We start from the raw sequence: 20,351 nt of genomic DNA, 5'->3' as shown, positions 1-20,351 counted from the left end.
AGGCCGTGTGGTGCCTGCGATGGGGATGCGCGCGGCAGGGGCACACGCGGTAGGTTTAGGCCCGTGCTGCTAACCGTTGCCGTCATTGGTCCCGCCCATGCGCTCAAGGGCGAGGTCCGCCTGGAGATCCGCACCGACGACCCCGAGGGGCGGCTCGCCCCCGGCAGCGTGCTGCCGGCCGAACCCGCGGCCGGGCCGGCCGCCGCGGGGTACCTGACCGTATCCCGTCTGCGCTTCGACGGATCCCGCTGGTTCGCCGCCTTCGCCGAGGCCCGCGATCGCACCGGAGCCGAGGCACTGCGCGGCGTCAAGCTGCTGGTGGAGACCGACGCCGAGGAGCCGGAGGAGGACGACGACGCCTGGTACGCCCACGAGCTGACCGGACTCCGGGCCATCGAGCTCCTGCCCGACCACACCGTGCGGGAGCTCGGCGAGGTCAGCGGCCTGGAACCGGGCGTCGCCCAGGACCGGCTGCTGGTGCGCACCCCCGACGGGCAGGAGGTGGCCGTGCCCTTCGTGGAGGAACTGGTCCCGGAGATCGACCCAGACGCCGGCACCGTGACCATCGACCCGCCCGGTGGCCTGTTTCCCGGTGTGGGTGAGGCCGAGGAGGACCGGTGAGCCGCCCTGCAGCCGCAGCCGGGCCGCAGGCACGCCCGCCTGCCCCGGCATCCCTACGGCTGGATGTGGTGACGATCTTCCCTGAATACCTGCGGGTGCTGGACCTGTCCCTGATTGGGCGTGCCAATGCCGGGGGCCTACTGGACCTGTACGTACACGACCTGCGCGACTGGACCCATGACCGCCACCGCACCGTGGACGACACCCCGGTCGGCGGGGGAGCGGGCATGGTGATGAAGCCCGACGTGTGGGGCGCAGCCCTGGACGACGTCCTCGCCGCCGCCCTGCCCACTGACACGCCGGGAACGGGAGCAGCAGTTGCCGCTCCCACAGCGGGTACCAGCGCCGTGGGCACGCGCACGCCCCGTCGCGTCCTAGTGATCCCCACCCCCTCCGGTGCCCTGTTCACCCAGCGCACCGCAGAGGACCTGGCCGACGCGGACCAGCTCGTATTCGCCTGCGGACGCTATGAGGGCATCGACGCCCGTGTGGCCCAGCACTATGCAGCGAACGGCCTGGAGGTGCGCGAGGTGTCGATTGGCGACTACGTGCTCAACGGCGGGGAGGCCGCTGCGCTGGTCATGATCGAGGCCATCGCCCGTCTGCGGCCCGGCGTGCTGGGCAACCCGGAGTCCGTCGTCGAGGAGTCGCATACCGGAGCCGGCCTGCTGGAGTATCCCGTCTACGCCAGGCCAGTCGCCTGGCGCGGTCTGGACCTGGCGGCCACCGAGCCGGAGCTCCTCTCCGGGGATCATGCCCGTGTCACCCGCCACCGGCGTGACCAGGCGATTGCCCGCACGGCGGCTCGCCGCCCCGACCTGATCGCGCGCGCCGATCCTGCCCTGCTGGACGCCGGCGACCGCGTAGCCCTGGTGCGTAACGGCTGGGTCGCCCCGGCCGGGGCCACCCGGCCGGTACCGCTGGTGATTCGCCCGGCCTTGGAGGACGACCTGGAGCCGCTGGCGGAGTTGGCCGCGAGTACCTTCCCCGATGCCTGCCCGAGCTTCCTTACCGACGCGCAGATCGCCGCTCATATCGCCGTCAACCTCTCACCGCGGCGCCTGGCGGAATGGCTCGCGGATCCACGGGTGGTGCTCACGGTCGCCGAGCTGCCGGACGGCCTGCCGCCAGGGGCGGCCGACAGCGCGGGTCGCGCACCGCTGCCGGCCGGAGCCCTGGTCGGCTACAGCGCCGTGGTGGCCGAGGTCCCTGACGCCGACGGCGCCCTCCCGGTCGGCCTCGATCCGCGTCCACCGTCCGTGACCGTCCCGGCCGGCGCCGACGGCACCGACGGTATGGCCGCGGAGCTGTCCAAGGTGTACGTGGATGCAGGCCTGCGCGCCTCCGGGATAGCGGCCGCCCTACTCGCCGAGTGCATTTGCGACGCGGACACCATGGGCGCCACCACCTTGTGGCTGGGCACCAATGACGCTAACCGGCGCGCCCAGAAGGCGTACCGGCGCGCCGGCTTCCGCAAGGTGGGCACGCGCACCTACCAGGTAGGCGGCAGCCGCTGCCGCGACGTGGTCATGGCCCTGGACCCGCGCGGTGCGGCGCGCGTGAAATCCAGCACGTGACCCGGTTCGCCTGTATAGCGGAGCAACGCCTGTGGCAGACTGGACCGGCCTCGGGCCTCGAACCGCCTCTGCCACTGGGGAGGCGGCCAGGAGCAGGACCCGGAGGCGCCAGAACGCGGCATTCGTCGTCGGCCGGTACCCCGGTCGGGCGGGTCCGCCTGTTAAGCGCCCGCTGACCAGTGGCACGGACGTGGAGAGAATCAATGACCAACCTGATCGACCAGATCAACGCCGCCTCTGTGCGCGACGACATCCCGAAGTTCCGGGCCGGTGACACCCTCAGGGTCCACGTGCGAGTCGTAGAGGGCTCCCGCACCCGCGTCCAGGTCTTCCAGGGCGTGGTGATCGCCCGCAAGGGCTCCGGCGTGTCGGAGACCTTCACGATCCGCAAGGTCTCCTTCGGTGTTGGCGTGGAGCGCACCTTCCCGGTGAACACGCCGACCATTGAGAAGATCGAGGTCGTCACGCGCGGAGACGTGCGCCGGGCCAAGCTGTACTACCTGCGCAACCTGCACGGCAAGGCTGCGAAGATCAAGGAGTACCGCGCCAACTGACGGCTCGGCCTTCTCCGAGCCCTGGTGCCCGGGGCCTGCGGGTCCCGGGCACCGGCTTATCCCCGTCCCGACTCTGAAACCGTCCAGCCACTAATGCGAGAGGGAAACGGTGACAGCACCGCAGGAAGACGCCGTCGAGCTGCCTGACGCCAGCACCCCTGTCCCGGTGGCTTCCGAGGAACGCACCCGCGGGGTGGACAGCGCCGAGACACCGGATGATGCCGACGCCGGCGCGCTGCCGCCCTCCTACCGGCCGGTGCGCCGGCCCAAGCCCCTGGCCGCGCCCGCACGCGCAGGTGCTGAGCCCGCCGAGCCGCGGCGCCGCGGCTCAACCCTGCTGATCGTGCTGGCGGTACTGGTCGTAGTCGCCCTGGTCAAGACCTTCGTGGTCCAGACCTTCGGGATCCCCTCCGGCTCGATGGAGGACACCCTGCGGGAGGGCGACCGGGTGGCCGTGACCATGTACGACTCCGGCGACGTCGACCGCGGCGACATCGTAGTCTTCTCCGACCCGGACAACTGGCTCACGGTCACCGAGCCCACCGGTCTGCGGGGACTGGTACAGGACACGCTCATCTTCCTGCACCTGCTGCCCGAGAATACCGGCCACTACCTGATCAAGCGCGTCATCGGCGTGGGCGGGGACCACATTGTGGCCGACGGCAACGGCTCATTGTCGATCAACGGCGTCGAGGTCGACGAGCCCTACCTGAAACCTGGCCGCTCCGCCTCCGATGTCGCCTTCGATGTCACTGTCCCCGAGGGCTACGTGTGGGTAATGGGGGACAACCGCTCCAACTCGGCCGACTCCCGCTTCCACCAGGACGACGTTAACGGCGGGTTCGTCCCCCTGGATGACGTGGCCGGGATCGCCAAGATCGTGCTCTGGCCCTCCTCGCGCTGGTCCACCCTCTCCGACGGCGGTGCCTTCGACGCCGTGCCCGATGCCACCACTAGCACCGGCGCCCAGCCGTGAGCCCCGTCCGTATCCTCCCGGATCGTGAGCTGGAGGCCCGGCTCCTGGCCGAGTTCGAGCTGGTCGGCGGCATGGATGAGGTGGGGCGCGGGTCCCTGGCCGGGCCCGTCAGCGTCGGCCTGGCCATCGTCTCTCGCGATACGGCTCCCGTATTTCCCCCGGGGCTGGCCGATTCCAAGCAGCTGACGCCCCGACGTCGGGAGGCGCTTGTGGAGCCCTGCCGCGGCTGGGTGGCCGACTACGCCGTCGCCCATGCAGCCCCGGCGGAGATAGACGCGTTGGGTATCCTCGGCGCCCTGCGCCTGGCCGGCCAAAGAGCCCTGGCGCAAGTGGAGGCACGAGGTCACCTGCCCGGCGCCGTCATCCTGGACGGCACTGTTGACTGGCTGCGCGGTCGGTCCCGCCCGGCCGCACCGGCCTGCGCCGGGGAGAAGGAGGCGGCACCGCTGCCGGAGGTGCACACTCGGGCCAAAGCGGATGCCCACTGCGCCGTCGTCGCAGCGGCCTCGGTAATGGCGAAGGTTGAGCGCGATGCGCTCATGCGGTCCCTGCCCGATCCCGGATACGACTGGGCGCGTAATAAGGGTTACAGCTCGCCCGCGCACGCCGAGGGGCTGGCCCGACTGGGCGCCAGCGACTTGCACCGCCGCTCCTGGCGCCTGCCCGGACTGGAGCGCTTCACCGCCGGGTAGGCGGGGTGCCCGGGCCGATGGGTATCAGGCGGTGAGTGCGAGCGCCTCTAACGCGTCTGCTAGCGCGCGGGCCGATCCCCGGCTGTGGCCGACGCGCCCTTTGCGCTTCCTGTTGGATGGGACGCCCATTGGGCATGATGACCGGGTGAGTGCTGAAGATCTGGAGTCGTATGAGAACGACTTGGAGCTCGACCTGTACCGCGAGTACCGCGACGTCATCTCCCTGTTCTCCTATGTCGTCGAGACGGAGCGCCGCTTCTACCTGGCCAACGCCGTGGACGTGCAGGTGCGCACCAACGGCGGGGAGGTGTTCTTCGAGCTGACCCTTGAGGACGCCTGGGTCTGGGACATCTATCGCGCCAGCCGCTTCGTGAAGTCCGTGCACGTGGTCACCTTCAAGGACGTCAATGTTGAGGAGCTGACCAAGCCGGAGATCGACGTCCCCTCCTGACGCTGTCGGTCTCGGCTGATCATCCGCGAGACGTGGGCCTGCGAGCAGCCGTCCGCAGCCGCCGCCACACCCCATTGCCCGGCTCCGCCGAGGCGTGTGCTCGTCCCTTGCGTACGCGTTCGCCTCCGACGACGCGTCCTGGAGCTTTCCCCGCGCCGGCTCCTCTGAAGACTCGAAAACACGTGCCTGGGGCGGGAGCCTTGGCGGGAGACGTAAGTCAGGGGGCGCGGAGGCGGTCACCGTGCATCAGGCCGCGCGTACTTAGCGGTGCGCTCACTCAGCCGGGACTTCACCGGCGTCCACAGGCACTGTTCGCGCACCCCCAGTCCACAGGGCTCAAACCGCCCGCTGGCCCCCGTCACGCCGCGCGGGCACGCTGGTGTCGGAGGTTAAGCCATGTCAACCGCACCGCACGCCGCACAGTCCCAAGCCGAATCCTTTGGCGGACCCGTGATGCCGACCGCCCCGCCGTCCCCGGCCGCCGCACTGCCATCCGCGGCGGTTGCCCCGCCGGACGATCCAGGCTCCGAAGGGTCGCCCGGGACTGACTCCCGCCGTCTGATCGGCCAGCGTGGAGAGGCCATCGCGGCCCGCTACCTCACTGACTTGGGCTGGCGCATCCTGGATCGCAACTGGAGGCCCGGCCCGGGTCTGCGCGGCGAGATCGACGTCGTCGCCCTGGAGCCACGGCCGACGGGACCCGGTGTACTCGTGATCGTGGAGGTCAAGACCCGTACCTCTGCCGTGGCCGGTCCGCCCGCGGCCGCCGTCGGCCCGCTGAAGCTGCTTCGCCTGCGCTCGCTTGCCGTTGCCTGCGCCGCCGCACACTCCGTACCGCATTCGGCCCTGCGCCTGGATGTGGTCTCCGTCGAGTTGCGCGCTGGCCGTCCGGCCCTGCTGCGGCACCATCGTGGGGTGGGGGACTGATGGGACTGGCACGCGCCCTCGCAGTCACCCTGACCGGACTGGCGGGGCACCTGGTGGAGGTTGAGGCTCATTCCGCCCACGGCCTGCCCGGGTTCACGCTTGTTGGATTGCCGGATACAGCCGTGCGCGAATCGCGTGAACGTGTCCGCGCAGCCTTGTCCACGTGCGGTGTTACCTGGGGTGAGCACCGTCTCACGGTGAATCTCTCCCCGGCCGACCTACCTAAGTCCGGTACCGGATTCGACCTGGCTCTGGCCCTGGCGGTACTGGGTGCGCGCGGTCAACTGCCCGAGCGCGCCGTGAACCACATGGCTCGCACCGTATACATCGGGGAACTCGGACTGGACGGATCCGTTCATCCGGTGCGTGGCATCCTGCCGGCTGTTCGCGCCGCCGCCGACGCCGGGGTGACCGAGGTGGTGGTCGCCGCCGGCGCAGGCAGGGAGGCGGCCCTGGTGCCGGGCGTGGATGTCACCGCCGTCAGCCATATCGGCGAGCTGCTGGAACGCTACGGCGGGAAGCTGCACGGAAGGTCCCGGGAGCTCATGCGCCGCGCCCATCGGCAGGCAGCTGCGCAGGCCCACCGGCCGCCAGATGCACCCGTGCCGATGCGGGAACCGGATCTGGCCGATGTCGTCGGTCAGACGCAGGCGCGCCGTGCCTTGGAGGTGGCGGCTGCCGGCGGGCACCACCTCCTGCTGGTAGGCCCGCCCGGGGCAGGCAAGACCATGCTTGCCGAGCGCCTGCCCTCCATCCTTCCGCCACTTGACCCTGAGGACGCTGTCACCGTCACCTCGATCCACTCGCTGGCCGGTACCTTCAACGCCGACGCCGGGCTGCTCGCCCGCCCGCCGCTGCGGGCGCCCCATCACACCGCCACCCGGGCGGCGGTGGTCGGTGGAGGCTCCGGGGTCCCCCGCCCGGGAGACGTCTCGTTGGCACACCGTGGCGTGCTGTTCCTGGATGAGGCCCCCGAGTTTCCTGCCGGTGTGCTCGACTGCCTGCGTCAGCCCCTGGAGTCTGGCTATGTCACGATCGACCGGGTTGGGGGACGCGCCACCTACCCGGCGGCCTTCCAGCTGGTGTTGGCCGCCAATCCCTGTCCCTGCGGGCGCGCCACCGGCCGCGGCCTGGAGTGCACCTGCACCTCCTTGCAACGGCGCCGCTACTTCTCCCGCCTGTCCGGCCCTCTGCTGGACCGGGTGGACATTCAAGTGGAGGTTGCGGCGGTTACCGCCGATGAGGTTGCTGCCACGGGAACTGGTGAGTCCAGTGCCGTGGTTGCCGGTCGCGTCGCCGAGGCTCGGGCACGGGCCGCTCGGCGGCTGGCGGACACGCCGTGGCGCCTGATGGGGGAGGTGCCCGGCGGCTGGCTGCGGTCGCCCGCATCCGGAACCGACCCCTCCCTGCTCGCCCCGCTTATGACCGCCCTGGACCGCGGTGACCTGTCCCTGCGGGGTGTGGACCGCGTGCTGCGGCTGGCCTGGACCCTGGCCGACATCGGTTCCCGTCCCGCCCCCACCCCCACAGACATCGGTGCCGCCCTGGCACTGCGCACGAGAGGAGCACGTCCATGAGCGAGCCCGTACCCGTATCCGACTCGGCGCCCACGGTGGAGTCCGCAGCGGACCCCGGCACAGGCACTCGCCCGCTGCCCGGTACCGCCGCCGGGCAGGCCGAGACCTTAGCCCGGGCGACCTGGTCGCGGCTGGCCGAGCCCGCTGACGCCCACGCCTGCGCCCTGGTTGGCGGCCTCGGCGCGACCGGGGCGCTGGCCTGGCTCACTCAGGAGGCGCTGGATGCCGACGGCCGACCCCGGCCCGCACCGCGTCCGCCGCTGCCGCCCCGTGGGGATGCCGGCCGTGCCAGCGCCGACTGGGCCGTGGCCGCCGGCCGCTGGGCGCCGCGCCTGCGGGGCCTGGACATCCGCCGCGAGTTGGACGTGCTGGAACGCTTGGGCGGTAGCCTGATTCTGCCCGGCGACCCGTGGTGGCCGACGGGGCTGAACGACCTGGAGCGCCCACCCCACTGCCTGTGGGTCCGCGGCGATCCCGCCCTGCTCGTTTCCCGCTGTAGTACCGAGCAGGTTGGCGACGTTGCTCTTGACACACCACGAATGCGTGAGGACCTGGTGCCCGCCGGGCCGGGCACGGGGCGCGCACTCGCCCTGGTCGGGGCGCGCGCCTCCACCGACTACGGCGAGCACGTGACCACCGATATGGCCAGTGGCCTGGCGGCAGGGGGAGTCGTGGTCGTCTCCGGGGGCGCCTTCGGCATTGACACCGCCGCCCACCGTGGTGCCCTGCGTACCGGCGCCACCGTGTCCGTGTCCGCCGGGGGAGTGGATCGTCTCTACCCGGCCGGCAACGCCGACGTGCTGGAGGAGGTCATAGCCAATGGGGCCCTGGTGGCGGAGGTACCGCCCGGCTGCCAGCCCGGCCGCCACCGCTTCCTGACTCGCAACCGGTTGATTGCAGCCATGAGCGACGCCACGGTCGTCGTGGAGGCCGCCTGGCGTTCCGGAGCCCTGTCCACCGCCCACCACGCCATGGAGGTAGGCAGACCGGTGGGGGCCGTGCCGGGACCGGTGACCTCTATGGCATCGGTGGGCTGCCATCGGCTGCTGCGCCAGGGCGCCGTCTGTGTCACCGATGCTGACGAGGCACTGGAGCTGGTCGCACCCCTGGGGACCACCGACCCCGATGGCTGCAAGGCCGAGGACCCGGCCAATGCGGGATCCGGGCTGCTCGATGGCCTGGATGGGCCTGCGGCTGTAGTCATGGATGCGCTGCCGGCCCGCGCCGATGCCAGCGTGGAATCGGTCGCGCGTGCGGCGGGGCTGAGCGAGCACGAGACCATCGCCGCCCTGGGACTGCTGGAGCTCGAAGGCCGGGTGGAGCGCCGTGGTGCCGCCTGGCGCCGCGCCCGCGGGCGCCGGTGAGTGCGGTGCCCGTTTGCGCCGGGCGTCGAGCCGATTGCGCGCGCCTACCCCAGGCCTTGCTCCGATATGCCTCAGCGCCCGGCGCCACAGCGGGACAGAACCACGCAACCTGGATTAAGCGGAGGGCCTGTGCGGCTTTTCGTGTTTGTGGCTGTGGGGGTTTGAGCTGGGGCTGTCGGTGTTGGTTGTGCTCGGGGCCCTGTTTGAGGAGAACCGGCCCATCAGGTGGTTGTGTTCGGGTGTAGGAGGTCGTCCGCGCTAGACCGAGAACGACCCCCGCGCGGCGAAAACGACCTCACACGCCCGAGAACGTCCCCAGCGCGGCGAAATACGTCCTCGTGGGCCCGAAACCCTCCACGATGTGGAGGGTGTGGGGCGAATGAGGTCGTATTCGGCCAGCGCGGGTTAGTCGAGTACGACCTCGCACGCCCGAGAACGACCTCGTCATCCCCGAAACGACCCGCTGCGCCCGGCCGAGTACGACCTCACCAACCCGAGAACGTCCCCCACGCGGCGAATACGACCTGTTATGTCTCAGGACATCGGTGACAGTTCTGCCTCAGGACATCGGTGACAGTTCGGGGGTTATTGGTGGTGACAGTTCGGCTGTGATGGGCCGGTGAGTAATGATCCTGTTGACCCGCGTATCAGACTTGCGATTGCTCAGTGGCCCGACGACGCCCCGCGTGGTGCGGTGACCTCGTTTTGCGCCGAGCACGCCATCAGCCGCAACACCTTCTACAAGCTGCGACGCAGGGCCGTCGAGCTGGGGCAGGCCGCTGTCCTCGAGCCGCTGTCCAGGCGTCCGAGGTCTAGCCCAGCCGCCTTAGGCCAGGACATCAAGGACCAGGCGGTGGCGGTGCGCGCCTCGATGGCGTCCTCCGGCCTGGACCACGGGCCGGTATCGGTTCATGACAAGATGGTGGCGATGGGACTGGACGCGCCCTCGCCGGCAGCTCTGGCGCGCATCTTCCGCCAACGGGGCGTGGCAAGACGCGAGCCGCACAAGCGGCCTAGGTCTGCGTGGAGGCGGTTCGTCTACCCCGCCCCGAACGCCTGCTGGCAGACGGGGCGCCACCGAGTACGTCCTCGCCGGAGGACGCAAGTGCGTCGTATTCCAGCTCATCGACGATCACTCCCGCCTGGCGGTGGCGTCCCTGGTCGCCTGGTCGCAGAACCAGCGATGCTGCTATCGCGGTTTTCGACCGGGCCGTCGCCCGCTACGGGGTGCCCCAGCGGCTATTGACCGACAACGGTGCTGCTGTGAACCCCACCAGGCGGGGCATGCAGGGCGCGCTGGTAGAGCACATCAAGACTCTTGGGGTTGATGCGATCACCGGCAAGCCGTACAAGCCAACCACTCAGGGTAAGAATGAGCGCTTCCACCAAACCCTGTTCCGCTACCTGGACAGCCAGCCCTTAGCCAAAGATCTCAAGGAGCTGCAGGCCCAGGTCGACGCCTTCGATCACCTGTACAACAACGAGCGCCCCCACCAGGGCCTGCCCGGGCGCCCCGCCCCGGCCCAGGCATGGCAGGCCACCCCCGTCGCCGCTCCACCGCGCCCCGACCCCGCGCGTGATGAGCCGGTGATCCCTGGAGGCCCACCGGACCCGAGCGCCGCGGTCGCACAGCAGGCCCTGGACGACTACGAAGTCCTGGCCGACAAGGGGCGCCGCAGCCGGTCCCGGCTCGGCGAGCAGGGCGAGCGGGCCAAGACGATCGCATCCAACGGCACCGTCACGATCGCTAACACCTCGTTCCTGGTCTCCAGGAAACGTGCCGGCCAACAGGTCACCGCCTGCTGGGACGCCACCGCTATCCGGTTCGTCGACACCGACGGCGAGGTCATCACCAGTTACCCCTGGCCCGACCCAGCCACCAGGTACGTCAGCCACCACGACCCCAGCACACGCTCCAACCGCGGCAGACCCCGAAAACAACCACAAGTGTCACCGATGTCCTGACACACCAAGTGTCACCGATGTCCTGAGGCAGAACTGTCACCGATGTCCTGAGACATCACACGGCGAATACGACCTCGCACGCCCGAAAACGTCCTCATCAGCCCCAAAACGACCCCCGAGCACGATCGCCACAACCCAAAACCTTAAGACCCGCCAACGCGCAGGCACCCCCGCAACGATCAACGTACCGACGTCCCAGAAGAACCCACGAGCCCCAACCGCCCCGCAAACCACAGGACTCAACAACCCCGGAAGCAGGAAGACAACACAGTCCCGGCAGTACTCGCTAACCAGCGACGTGCCTACCGCGACGCCGCGAACCCGAACCCGGCAGGGCATCGCGGTGCACGTATCCGTACAGCCCCAGGGTGGCGTATACCGCCAGCAGCCCCACAGGCGTACCGCCAGTCGCCACCACCGCCAGGAATACCGCGCACACCAGCAGCTCGGTAAGGGTGTCGGCGAGGATTGGCACCCGGATCAGGCGGTTGATCAGCACCTCCGAGGCGATCGAGCGGACCGCCGATACCACAGCGATCAAGAACACGGCAGCCGTGACTGAGCCCCACAGGTAGACCGTCCACCACGTGCCGATCACGGCCAGGCCCAGGCAAACGACGTTGATCAGCGCCATCAGCCGCTCCCGGCGCATGACCTTGAGGAACACCACCGACAGTCCCCGGCTCTTGGTCTCGTACACGCTCAGCGGGAACAGCAGCGCCAGGAAGAAAATCGCCTGCGAATAGTTGGGCAGCCATTGGCGCAGCACCCAGGCCAGCGGGAAGTACAGGCCGAGCATGAGCACCAGCGGCGTGACGAACCGCGAGCGCAGAGCCGCATAAGCACCCGCGTAGTGGGCGCGGTCAAGGTTGCTCAGTTGCGGGTACACGGAGATGGAGACCGAGTTGACCAGCACCATGAACATGGTGGTGAACTGGAAGGCCAGGGACACCTGCGCGAACATCTCGATGCCCCAGTGGTCCTCCACCGCCCAGCGCACCACGAAGGTGATCAGCGCCGCCGCCAGGTTGGACACCAGCACGAACATGCCTGCCCCGCAGTCCGCCAGGAACTCCCGCGTGGCCTGCCAGCTCAGGTCGGGCCGCGTCAGGAACACCCCGCGTGCGATCAGCACCGCGATCACCAGTCCCATGGCCTTACCCAGTGCGTCGAAGACGATGAACACGATCACCTCGCGCACACCTACCAGCAGCGCACCGCCGACGCCGATGAAAGTCACCAGCCGCTCCACTACCGTCCCGAGTGCGAATGCGCGCGCCCTGCCGGCGATCTGCAAGATCACGGTCACCAGAGTGCGCGGCACGTAGAACAGGGCGCCCAGACCGGCCAGCAACAGGATCACGGCCCGCTGCTGCTCCGGAGCGGAGGCCCACACCCAAGCCGCCAGGCCGATGCAGGCCGCCAGGTCCATCAGGAAGAGCCTGATCAGGCCCGCAGACAGGCGCGGGCCGGGCATGTCCGCCCACCGCCTGCCGCCGAGCCGCAGGTAGACGCCGTCGGTGTAGCCGAAGGTCACGTAGCCGAAGTACATGACATACAGCTGGTAGAGCTGCCACAGTCCGTAATCGGCCACGGAGATGATGCGCGGCAGCACCAGGGTCAGCAGTGCCGCGGAGAGCATGTACAGGACGTTCCCGACCAGCACCCAGGGCAGGCCCCGAGTCAGGTTACGTCCGGCCGGAGAGGCGGTAGACACAGAGATTCTCCTCACGTGTCATCGCTGCAGGGCGCAGACGGGTTCAGGGCGCCAGTCTGCGATGACCTGGCTCCATGCTGACCTGTGCGAGCCGTGTCCGTCAAACGATTGGTGTTTGACCCCCGCCGCTTTTACGTCTTAAATGTTATCGGCCCTCGTTCCGCTTCCCTGACGTCGACGCTGTGCCGGAATCGCCTTAGCTCCGCGGGTTCGACGTTGCCGCAGTCGCGAGGGTGCCGCCCTGAGCCCTGGGTCGGTCTCCAGCCGAGAGGTACGTGACCATTCATGCGACCGAACACATCATCCCCTGAACGCCAACCTCTGTTCCTGCCCATCATCGACACGCTTTTCTGGCTGCTCGCCGCGTTCGTGGCTTGCCGGCTGCACGGTGACGCCTTCGCCTCACCCGCCGCGCTAAGCCTGCTGGCCCTCTCCGCGTTCGCCGGCGCGGTCAGCCTGTGCCTGGGCTACTTGTGGTTGCTTACGTATCGACGCCGTTACCCCGCCGGTTCCTTCGAAGAGGCCACGGCCGTAGCGGCACAGTTCGGCGTATCCGCCCTGGTCATGCTGGTGGTGGCCGCCGGCTGGGCCGCAGCCACCGCCACTCCCCTGCGCACGCTCACGCTGGCCGCGACCTTCGCCCTGGCGCTGCTGGCGGCTCTCACGGTGCGCTTCGCCATGCGGCTGATGACGACGTACCAGGCTTCCCAGTACTACCAGCGCGTCGCCCGCGACCAGGCGCCGATCGTCGTCGTCGGCGCGGGCCGAGTCGGTGAGCAGATCATCCACCTGACCAAGTTCGACGCCGCCTCCCCCTTCACCCCCGTGGGCCTGGTCGACGACGATCCCACCAAGCGCAACCTGCGGATCCTGGGCGTCCCGGTGCGCGGAACCGTTGACGACCTCATCAGCGTCTGCGCGGACCTGTCAGCCGCGACCGTGGTGATCGCTGTGGCGGACTTCCCCGCCGACCGGCTCAAGCAGGTAACCACGAGCTGCGCTGAGCACGGCATCCGCGTGATGACGATCGTGCCGGTGCGTCAGCTGACCAACCGCACCCTGCAGATTTCTGACATCCGGGAGATCGACCTGGCCGAGGTGCTCGGCCGCCGTGAGATCCACACCGATGTCTCCCAGATCGCCGGCTACCTCTCCGGTCGCACCGTGCTGGTTACCGGCGCCGGCGGCTCCATCGGTTCCGAGATCGCCCGGCAGATTCACCGCTTCGGCCCCAAGGAGCTGCTGCTGCTGGACCGGGACGAGTCGGCGCTGCACTCGGTGCAGCTGGACATCTACGGCAAGGGTCTGCTCGACACCCGTGACATGGTCCTGTGCGATATCCGCGACCGGGACGCGCTCGAGGCGGTCTTCGCCGAGCACCGCCCGCAGGTCGTCTTCCACGCCGCGGCCCTCAAGCACCTGCCGATGCTGGAGATGTACCCGGAGGAGGGCTGGAAGACCAACGTGCTGGGATCGCGTAACGTCATCGAGCTGTCCCTGAAGTATGACGTGCAGACGCTGGTCAACATCTCCACCGACAAGGCGGCCGACCCCACTTCGGTGCTGGGCCGCACCAAGCTCCTCGCCGAGCGCATGACCACCGCTACCGCGCTGGAGTGCGGCAGGCGCTTCGTGTCGGTGCGCTTCGGCAACGTGCTCGGGTCGCGCGGCTCAATGCTGTGGACCTTTAAGCGCCAGATCGAGGAGGGCGGTCCGATCACCGTCACCCACCCGGATGTGGAGCGGTTCTTCATGACGATCCCGGAGGCCTGCCAGCTGGTGCTGCAGGCGGGATCATTCGGGCGCCCCGGCGACACGATGGTGCTGGACATGGGTGAGCCGGTCAAGATCGTCGACGTCGCCCAGCGGCTGATCGCCCAGTCCGGTAAGGATGTCCAGATCGAGTTCACCGGGCTCCGCCCGGGCGAGAAGCTCTCCGAGGACCTGGTGGCCCACTCCGAGCACGGCGAGCGCCCCTTCCACCCGCTCGTCAGTCATGTGCGTGTGCAGCAGGAGGCGACGCAGGCGGTAGAGGAGATGCACGCCTGGGCGGTGGGAGAGGACCCACTGGCTGAAACGACACAGGCGGCGTCCCAAGGCTCTGCCGTGGCCGGCCTGCGCGTCCCCGACTCCGCGGAGGCGCTGCGATGATTCCCTTCTCCCCGCCCACGCTGACTGACGATGACATCAACGCCGTGGTTGAGGTGCTGCGCTCGGGCTGGATCACCTCCGGGCCCGTGGGCCGCCGCTTCGAGGAGCGACTGGCCCAGCTCAGCGGCACCGACGGCGCGGTGGCGCTCAGCTCCGCCACCGCCGCACTGGAGCTGGCGCTGCGCGCGGCGGGCGCCGGCCCGGGCGATGAGGTGGTTGTCCCCGCCTACACCTACACGGCGTCCGCATCCGTGATCGCTCACGTAGGCGCGCAGATCGTCATGGTCGACTCCGAGCCCGGCTCACCGTTCCCCAGCGTGGAGCGCATCGCCGCTGCGGTCACGCCACGCACCCGGGCCGTGATCACGGTCGACCTGGCTGGAATCCCCTTCGACTCCCGCCCGCTGGCCGCGCTGCTGGCCGGCAGGGGGCGCATCGACACCGGATTGGGTGCCGCCCTGGGGCGCCCGGTGATCATCTCCGACTCGGCGCACTCACTGGGCGCCAGCCTGGACTCCCTTCCCGTCGGCTCGCTGGCGGACCTGACCGCGTTCTCCTTCCACGCGGTCAAGAACCTCACGACGGCGGAGGGCGGAGCACTTACCTGGCGCCGCGACCTGCCCACTGACCGGGAGGCGCTGGAGCGCTGGGTACGCACCTACTCGCTGCACGGCCAGACGAAGGATGCCCTGGCCAAGTCGCGGGGCGCCTCCTGGGAGTACGACGTGATCGCCCCCGCCTACAAGTGCAATCTCCCGGACACGCTGGCGGCGCTGGGACTGTCCCAGCTGGACCGCTACGCCCAGACCCTGGAGCGCCGGCGTGAGCTGCTCGCGCTCTACGCCGAGGGGCTGGCGGGCACCGGTGTGACACTGCTGGACCACGCCGGGGACGGCGCGGTCTCCAGCGCTCACCTGGCGATCGCCACGCTGCCGGTGGCCGGGGTGGAACAGCGCAACCGGGTCATCTCGGACCTGTACGAGGCGGGCGTGTCCGCCAACGTCCACTACAAGCCGCTGCCGCTGCTGACGGCCTACCGCGACCTGGGCTTCGATGTGGCGGACTTCCCCAACGCCTTCGCCTTCTACTCCACGGAGCTGACACTGCCGCTGCACCTGGCGCTCAGCAACGCGGATGCGGCGCAGGTGTGCGCGGCCCTCGCCTCCGCGCTGCAGTCCCCTGCGGCGCGCAACTCGGTCTCGGCCGCCTGAGGCCCCACCGCAGCTGAACCATCGACGATCGCAAAGGATCTGAAAGCAATGCAGGAACTGCTGACCCTCGTGCGCCGAGGCCTGGCCTGGATTATCGCCCTGGCGGTGGTCGGCGGGGTTGCGGGGGGCGTGCTGGCGGCCACCACCGACCCCACCTACACCGCCACCTCGATGGCCTACGTGCAGGTGCAGGTAGACCCCGAGGAGGGCATGAGTGGCTACTCCTACGCCGCCACCGTCGCCGACTCCGCCACCGATGGCTTCCTGCCGGTGATCACCTCACCCGCCGTGGCCCAGGAGGTTATTGAGGAGCTCGGGCTGACCCAGACGCCGACGGAGGTGGCCGCCTGGATCTCGGCGACGCGGGTCACCCAGTCCCCGGCCATCGAGATCCAGGTGTCCGCGCCCTCCTCGGAGGTCGCCATCGCCGTGGCCGACGCCGTCGTCGCGCACGCCTCCAACGATCTGGGAGCGCTGGAGGGGGACGACTACCCGGTGAGCCTGGCCCTGCTCAGCCCGGCCCAGGACGGGGCGGTGACGCAGGCCCCCTCGACCTTCCGCTATGCGGCGGCCGGGGTTGTTGGGGGTGCCGTCATCGGCATCATCGTGGCCTTCATGCTCGCCACCGCGCGTCCCGTGAGGTCCCGGGAAGCGCAGCCGTCCGCTCGTGGCGGCCGCGTGGTCCCCCCGGCCCCCGCGCCTGGTCCCGACGACGAAGTCCGGTAGCGCCCCCGATCCGCCGGGATATCCGCCGGGGCTCAGCGCGCAGCCGCGAGGGCCTGGTCACCGCCCGCGCCGTCTGCCGGGCCCTCGGCGCGCTCGGCCAGGGCCAGCCACGCGGCCGCCAGGAGCGCCCCGTCGGAGCCGCTCAGCTCCACCACGTCCAGCCGCGCGTGAGCCAGCTCCTCCGCGTCCAGGGTGGCACTGCCGGGCGCTCCGCCAGGCGGCCTTCGGTCCGCGCCGAATGTGCACAAAATGACGTGGGGCCCGGCGGTGGCGGCGGCGTGGAGCTGCGCTGTCAGCGCCTGCGGGGAGCGCGCGCCGTCGTCTACCACCAGCACGGTGTCCGCCCACCGCGGCTCCGCGTGCCGGCCGGCGGCGGGAGTGGCCGATGCGGCCTGGGCGGGGCGGCCGCCGGAGGGCCTGCCGTGGGAGCCCTCATGGTCGCCCGCTGTCATCCGCACCCGCGGGTCCACGCCCAGGCGCCTGAGGATCGCGACCGCGTCCATCACGGTACCGCGGACCCGCTCGGAGGCCAGCTCGCCGCCGTGCCATAACACGTTGAAGGTGCCCCCAGTCGCTGTCCCCGCGCCCGGCATACGGCGGCTGCTCATTTTCTTCCCAATACCCATCCGGCTAGTGCTGTGCCATCTTCCGCTGGCTCGGCGGTTGCCCGCGCGATCCGGTGGATCATGCTGCCATCGGACGGCGGCGTGATTCGGTGCGGGCAGTTCCTGTCGCCGTGATGACGTGGTGTTGAGTCCTGCTCGCAATGTGCTTGCGGCGTCGCTGTGTTGCCGGTTGCCCACCTCACACGCGCACGGGCGACGCCGGCAGGAGCAGGCCCGACCGGCCGTGACAGAATCGGGGCCATGTCTGATTCCGCCGCCCCGTCCGCTGCGTCCACGCCCGCCGTCCCGGCCCGGAACCGCCTCCTGCCCTCCGAGCTCCACTCCCCCAACGTGCCCGAGAGGGTCAGCACAGACGGTCTGGAGGAATCCTGGAAGGAGCGCTGGGAGCGCGACGGCGTCTATGCCTTCGACCGCAGCGCCGAGCGCCACGAGGTCTTCTCCATCGACACCCCGCCGCCGACCGTGTCCGGCTCCCTGCACGTGGGTCACGTGTTCTCCTACACCCACACCGACACCCTCGCCCGCTTCCACCGCATGCGCGGCAAGGCCGTCTTCTACCCCATGGGCTGGGACGACAACGGCCTGCCCACCGAGCGGCGGGTGCAGAACTACTTCGGGGTGCGCTGCGATCCCTCCCTGCCCTACGACCCGGACTTCACCCCCCCGCATGCCGGCGGTGAGGGCAAGTCGATCAAGGCCCGCGACCAGGTGCCGATCTCGCGGCGCAACTTCGTGGAGCTGTGCGAGCGCCTGACCGCCCTGGACGAGGCGCAGTTCGAGGCCCTGTGGCGCCACCTGGGCCTGAGCGTGGACTGGAGCCAGAACTACCAGACCATCGGCACGCGCGCCCGCAAGGTCGCCCAGACCGCATTCCTGCGCAACCTAGCGCGCGGCGAGGCCTACCAGGCGCAGGCGCCGGGCCTGTGGGACGTAACCTTCGGCACCGCCGTCGCCCAGGCGGAGATCGAGTCGCGCGAGTACCCGGGCTTCTACCACCGCCTGGCCTTCCACGTCGTCGACCCCGAGGCCGCCGCTACCGCCGCCGCCGCGGGCGCCCCCATCGAGACCGGCCCGGGCGGCACCGCCGACGTCTGCATCGAGACCACCCGGCCGGAGCTGCTGGCCGCCTGCGTGGCCCTGGTCGCCCACCCCGACGACGAGCGCTACCAGCCCCTGTTCGGCACCACTGTGGCCTCCCCCGTCTTCGGGGTCGAGGTCCCCGTGCTGCCGCACCCCGAGGCGGAGATGGACAAGGGCGCAGGCATCGCCATGTGCTGCACCTTCGGCGACACCACCGACATCGACTGGTGGCGCGACCTGAACCTGCCGCTGCGCGCCATCCTGCGCAAGGACGGGCGCATCGAGACGGAGACACCCGACTGGATCACCACCGAGGCCGGCCGCCGGGCCTACGCCGAGATGGCGGGCAAGACCACCTACTCGGCCCGCCAGGTGATGGTGGAGGCGCTGTCCGCCTCCGGTGAGATGCGCGGGGAGCCGACCAAGACGGTGCGCCAGACCAACTTCTTCGAGAAGGGCGACAAGCCGCTGGAGATCGTCACCTCCCGCCAGTGGTACATCCGCAACGGCGGCAAGGCCTGGACCAACCCAGCCTCCGGCAAGGGCCTGGCCGACGAGCTGCTTGAGCGCGGGAAGGAGTTGAACTTCTACCCCGACTTCATGCGCGTGCGCTACGAGAACTGGGTGGGGGGCCTCAACAACGACTGGCTGATCTCCCGCCAGCGCTTCTTCGGTGTGCCCTTCCCGCTGTGGTACCGGGTGGGCGAGGACGGCGAGGTCGACTACGACGCCGTCATCACCCCGGACGAGTCCGCCCTGCCGGTGGACCCCTCCAGTGACGTGCCCGCCGGCTACACCGAGGACCAGCGCGGCAGGCCCGGCGGCTTCGTCGGCGAGCTGGACATCATGGACACCTGGGCCACCTCCTCCCTGTCCCCCCAGCTGGCCTCCGGCTGGCTCACCGACGAGGACCTGTTCGCGCGCGTCTACCCCATGGACCTGCGCCCGCAGGGGCAGGACATCATCCGCACCTGGCTGTTCACCTCGGTGGTACGCGCCAACCTGGAGTTCGGGGCTCTGCCTTGGGCCAATGCGGGGCTGTCGGGCTGGATCCTGGACTCCGACCACAAGAAGATGTCCAAGTCGAAGGGCAATGTGGTCACCCCCATGGGCCTGCTGGAGAAGTACGGCTCGGACGCCGTGCGCTACTGGGCGGCCTCCGCCCGGCTGGGCCTGGATGCCGCCTTCGAGGAGACGCAGATCAAGATCGGCCGCCGCCTGGCCATCAAACTGCTCAACGCCTCCAAGTTCGCCCTGTCCATGGGCATCCCCTGGGATGCAGACGCGGCCACCAGGGCGGCCGCCCCCGCCCCGAGCCTGGACGCGGCCGAGGTGACCGAGCCCATCGACCGGGCGCTGCTGGCGGCGCTGGCGGACGTGGTGGACGCGGCCACCACCGCCTTCGAGGGCTTCGAGCACTCCCGGGCCCTGGAGGCCACCGAGTCGCTGTTCTGGACCTTCTGCGATGACTACATCGAGCTGGTCAAGGACCGCGCCAATGACGCGGGCGGCTCCCACGACCCGGCCGCGGTACGCAGTGCCCGCACCACTCTGGCCATTGCCGTGGACACCTTCGTGCGCCTGTTCGCACCCTTCCTGCCCTTCGCCGCCGAGGAGGTGTGGAGCTGGTACCGCACCGGCTCCGTGCACCGGGCCGCCTGGCCCGAGGCCGCGCCGCTGCGTGAGGCCGCCGGTGGGGCCGACGCCGATCTCGTCGCTCGCGCCGGGGCCGCCCTGGCGGCTCTGCGCAAGGTGAAGTCGGAGGCCAAGACCAGCCAGAAGACGCCGATCCTGGCGGTGACGCTGGCGGTTACGGAGCAGGCCGCGCCCGCCATTGAGCTGGTACGCGCCGACCTGCTGGAGGCCGCCAAGGTCACCGGGGAGATGACGCTCAACGCCGCCGCGCCGGAGGCGAGCACGCCAGAGGTGCAGGTGAGCGCCGTCGAGCTGGGAGAGCCGCCGGCCAAGCCGGCCAAGCGTCGCTGAGGGGCGCGCCCGGCGCGGCCGTAGCCGTTCCGCCGCGCCGGGCGGACTGTACGGGACTGTATGGGGCCGTATCGAACCGTATCGAACCCTATGCGGTGGGACGCATGCGCGTGCTCGGACCCGCCACCAAACCGTCCCTGACCTGCGGCT

General features: G+C 70.0%; 15 protein-coding genes and 1 pseudogene. 14 read left to right on the top strand and 2 right to left on the bottom strand.

Annotated elements, in window-relative coordinates; genetic code table 11:
• Positions 1 to 63: 63 nt before the first annotated feature.
• The 10 genes and pseudogenes from rimM (at position 64) to GZ997_RS02325 (ending at position 10,730) form a co-directional block, all read left to right on the top strand.
• Positions 64 to 621, top strand: coding sequence for a ribosome maturation factor RimM (rimM, locus tag GZ997_RS02370; RefSeq protein ID WP_161924404.1), 558 nt, complete (start codon positions 64 to 66; stop codon positions 619 to 621).
• Complete coding sequence (gene trmD, locus GZ997_RS02365) at positions 618 to 2,198, top strand: tRNA (guanosine(37)-N1)-methyltransferase TrmD (protein WP_162678688.1); 1,581 nt, start codon at positions 618 to 620, stop codon at positions 2,196 to 2,198. The genes rimM and trmD overlap by 4 nt, the downstream gene beginning before the upstream one ends.
• A gap of 203 nt (positions 2,199 to 2,401) precedes the next feature.
• Positions 2,402 to 2,752, top strand: coding sequence for a 50S ribosomal protein L19 (gene rplS / locus GZ997_RS02360; protein ID WP_161924402.1), 351 nt, complete (start codon positions 2,402 to 2,404; stop codon positions 2,750 to 2,752).
• A 109-nt stretch (positions 2,753 to 2,861) separates the two neighbouring features.
• On the top strand, positions 2,862 to 3,728 hold the full coding sequence (gene lepB, locus GZ997_RS02355; RefSeq protein WP_308807150.1) for a signal peptidase I: 867 nt from the start codon (positions 2,862 to 2,864) through the stop codon (positions 3,726 to 3,728).
• Positions 3,725 to 4,420: a ribonuclease HII gene (locus GZ997_RS02350; protein ID WP_343212247.1), complete on the top strand. Its 696-nt coding sequence runs from the start codon at positions 3,725 to 3,727 to the stop codon at positions 4,418 to 4,420. The genes lepB and GZ997_RS02350 overlap by 4 nt, the downstream gene beginning before the upstream one ends.
• A gap of 145 nt (positions 4,421 to 4,565) precedes the next feature.
• A complete protein-coding gene (locus GZ997_RS02345; protein ID WP_161924401.1) occupies positions 4,566 to 4,871 on the top strand; it encodes a DUF2469 domain-containing protein in 306 nt (101 codons plus the stop codon).
• A 396-nt stretch (positions 4,872 to 5,267) separates the two neighbouring features.
• Entirely contained in the window at positions 5,268 to 5,798 is a 531-nt protein-coding gene (locus GZ997_RS02340) for a YraN family protein (protein ID WP_238994185.1), read from the top strand.
• Positions 5,798 to 7,375: a YifB family Mg chelatase-like AAA ATPase gene (locus GZ997_RS02335; RefSeq protein ID WP_162678687.1), complete on the top strand. Its 1,578-nt coding sequence runs from the start codon at positions 5,798 to 5,800 to the stop codon at positions 7,373 to 7,375. Before GZ997_RS02340 ends, GZ997_RS02335 begins: the two co-directional genes overlap by 1 nt.
• Positions 7,372 to 8,739 carry a DNA-processing protein DprA gene (locus GZ997_RS02330; protein ID WP_162678686.1) on the top strand — a complete coding sequence of 456 codons (1,368 nt, stop codon included), beginning with the start codon at positions 7,372 to 7,374 and terminating at the stop codon, positions 8,737 to 8,739. The genes GZ997_RS02335 and GZ997_RS02330 overlap by 4 nt, the downstream gene beginning before the upstream one ends.
• Before the next feature lie 694 nt (positions 8,740 to 9,433).
• Positions 9,434 to 10,730 (top strand): annotated as a pseudogene (locus tag GZ997_RS02325) (integrase core domain-containing protein).
• A gap of 260 nt (positions 10,731 to 10,990) precedes the next feature.
• On the opposite strand, the gene GZ997_RS02320 reads toward GZ997_RS02325, so the two are convergent.
• Positions 10,991 to 12,421 (bottom strand): hypothetical protein, encoded by a 1,431-nt coding sequence (locus GZ997_RS02320; RefSeq protein WP_162678685.1) that lies wholly within the window; start codon positions 12,419 to 12,421, stop codon positions 10,991 to 10,993.
• A gap of 285 nt (positions 12,422 to 12,706) precedes the next feature.
• Here GZ997_RS02320 and GZ997_RS02315 point away from each other — a divergent pair, with 285 nt between their 5' ends.
• Genes GZ997_RS02315 through GZ997_RS02305 form a run of 3 tightly spaced genes read left to right on the top strand, consistent with a single transcriptional unit; the run spans position 12,707 to position 16,509 of the window.
• On the top strand, positions 12,707 to 14,572 hold the full coding sequence (locus GZ997_RS02315) for a nucleoside-diphosphate sugar epimerase/dehydratase (RefSeq protein ID WP_162678684.1): 1,866 nt from the start codon (positions 12,707 to 12,709) through the stop codon (positions 14,570 to 14,572).
• Positions 14,569 to 15,783: a DegT/DnrJ/EryC1/StrS aminotransferase family protein gene (locus GZ997_RS02310; protein WP_162678683.1), complete on the top strand. Its 1,215-nt coding sequence runs from the start codon at positions 14,569 to 14,571 to the stop codon at positions 15,781 to 15,783. Before GZ997_RS02315 ends, GZ997_RS02310 begins: the two co-directional genes overlap by 4 nt.
• 48 nt (positions 15,784 to 15,831) lie before the next feature.
• Complete coding sequence (locus tag GZ997_RS02305) at positions 15,832 to 16,509, top strand: Wzz/FepE/Etk N-terminal domain-containing protein (RefSeq protein ID WP_162678682.1); 678 nt, start codon at positions 15,832 to 15,834, stop codon at positions 16,507 to 16,509.
• Between the two features lie 32 nt (positions 16,510 to 16,541).
• Here the strand turns inward: GZ997_RS02305 and GZ997_RS02300 are convergent, their stop codons facing one another.
• Complete coding sequence (locus GZ997_RS02300) at positions 16,542 to 17,117, bottom strand: hypothetical protein (protein WP_162678681.1); 576 nt, start codon at positions 17,115 to 17,117, stop codon at positions 16,542 to 16,544.
• Between the two features lie 258 nt (positions 17,118 to 17,375).
• Between GZ997_RS02300 and valS the strand changes: the two genes are divergently transcribed.
• A complete protein-coding gene (gene valS / locus GZ997_RS02295; RefSeq protein WP_162678680.1) occupies positions 17,376 to 20,201 on the top strand; it encodes a valine--tRNA ligase in 2,826 nt (941 codons plus the stop codon).
• The last annotated feature ends 150 nt before the right edge of the window (positions 20,202 to 20,351 follow it).

The sequence above is a fragment of the Actinomyces sp. 565 genome, assembly GCF_010365615.1.
In the GTDB taxonomy this organism is placed as follows: domain Bacteria; phylum Actinomycetota; class Actinomycetes; order Actinomycetales; family Actinomycetaceae; genus Actinomyces.
The sequence above is the reverse complement of the archived record's forward strand: the minus strand, read 5'-3'. Positions and strand labels throughout refer to the sequence as shown.

Coding starts and splice junctions, on each gene's coding strand:
- GZ997_RS02300 (WP_162678681.1), bottom strand. CDS start 17,117: ATGAGCAGCCGCCGTATGCCGGGCGCGGGGACAGCGACTGGGGGCACC.
- valS (WP_162678680.1), top strand. CDS start 17,376: ATGTCTGATTCCGCCGCCCCGTCCGCTGCGTCCACGCCCGCCGTCCCG.
- rplS (WP_161924402.1), top strand. CDS start 2,402: ATGACCAACCTGATCGACCAGATCAACGCCGCCTCTGTGCGCGACGAC.
- GZ997_RS02335 (WP_162678687.1), top strand. CDS start 5,798: ATGGGACTGGCACGCGCCCTCGCAGTCACCCTGACCGGACTGGCGGGG.
- GZ997_RS02330 (WP_162678686.1), top strand. CDS start 7,372: ATGAGCGAGCCCGTACCCGTATCCGACTCGGCGCCCACGGTGGAGTCC.
- GZ997_RS02305 (WP_162678682.1), top strand. CDS start 15,832: ATGCAGGAACTGCTGACCCTCGTGCGCCGAGGCCTGGCCTGGATTATC.
- GZ997_RS02340 (WP_238994185.1), top strand. CDS start 5,268: ATGTCAACCGCACCGCACGCCGCACAGTCCCAAGCCGAATCCTTTGGC.
- GZ997_RS02315 (WP_162678684.1), top strand. CDS start 12,707: ATGCGACCGAACACATCATCCCCTGAACGCCAACCTCTGTTCCTGCCC.
- GZ997_RS02310 (WP_162678683.1), top strand. CDS start 14,569: ATGATTCCCTTCTCCCCGCCCACGCTGACTGACGATGACATCAACGCC.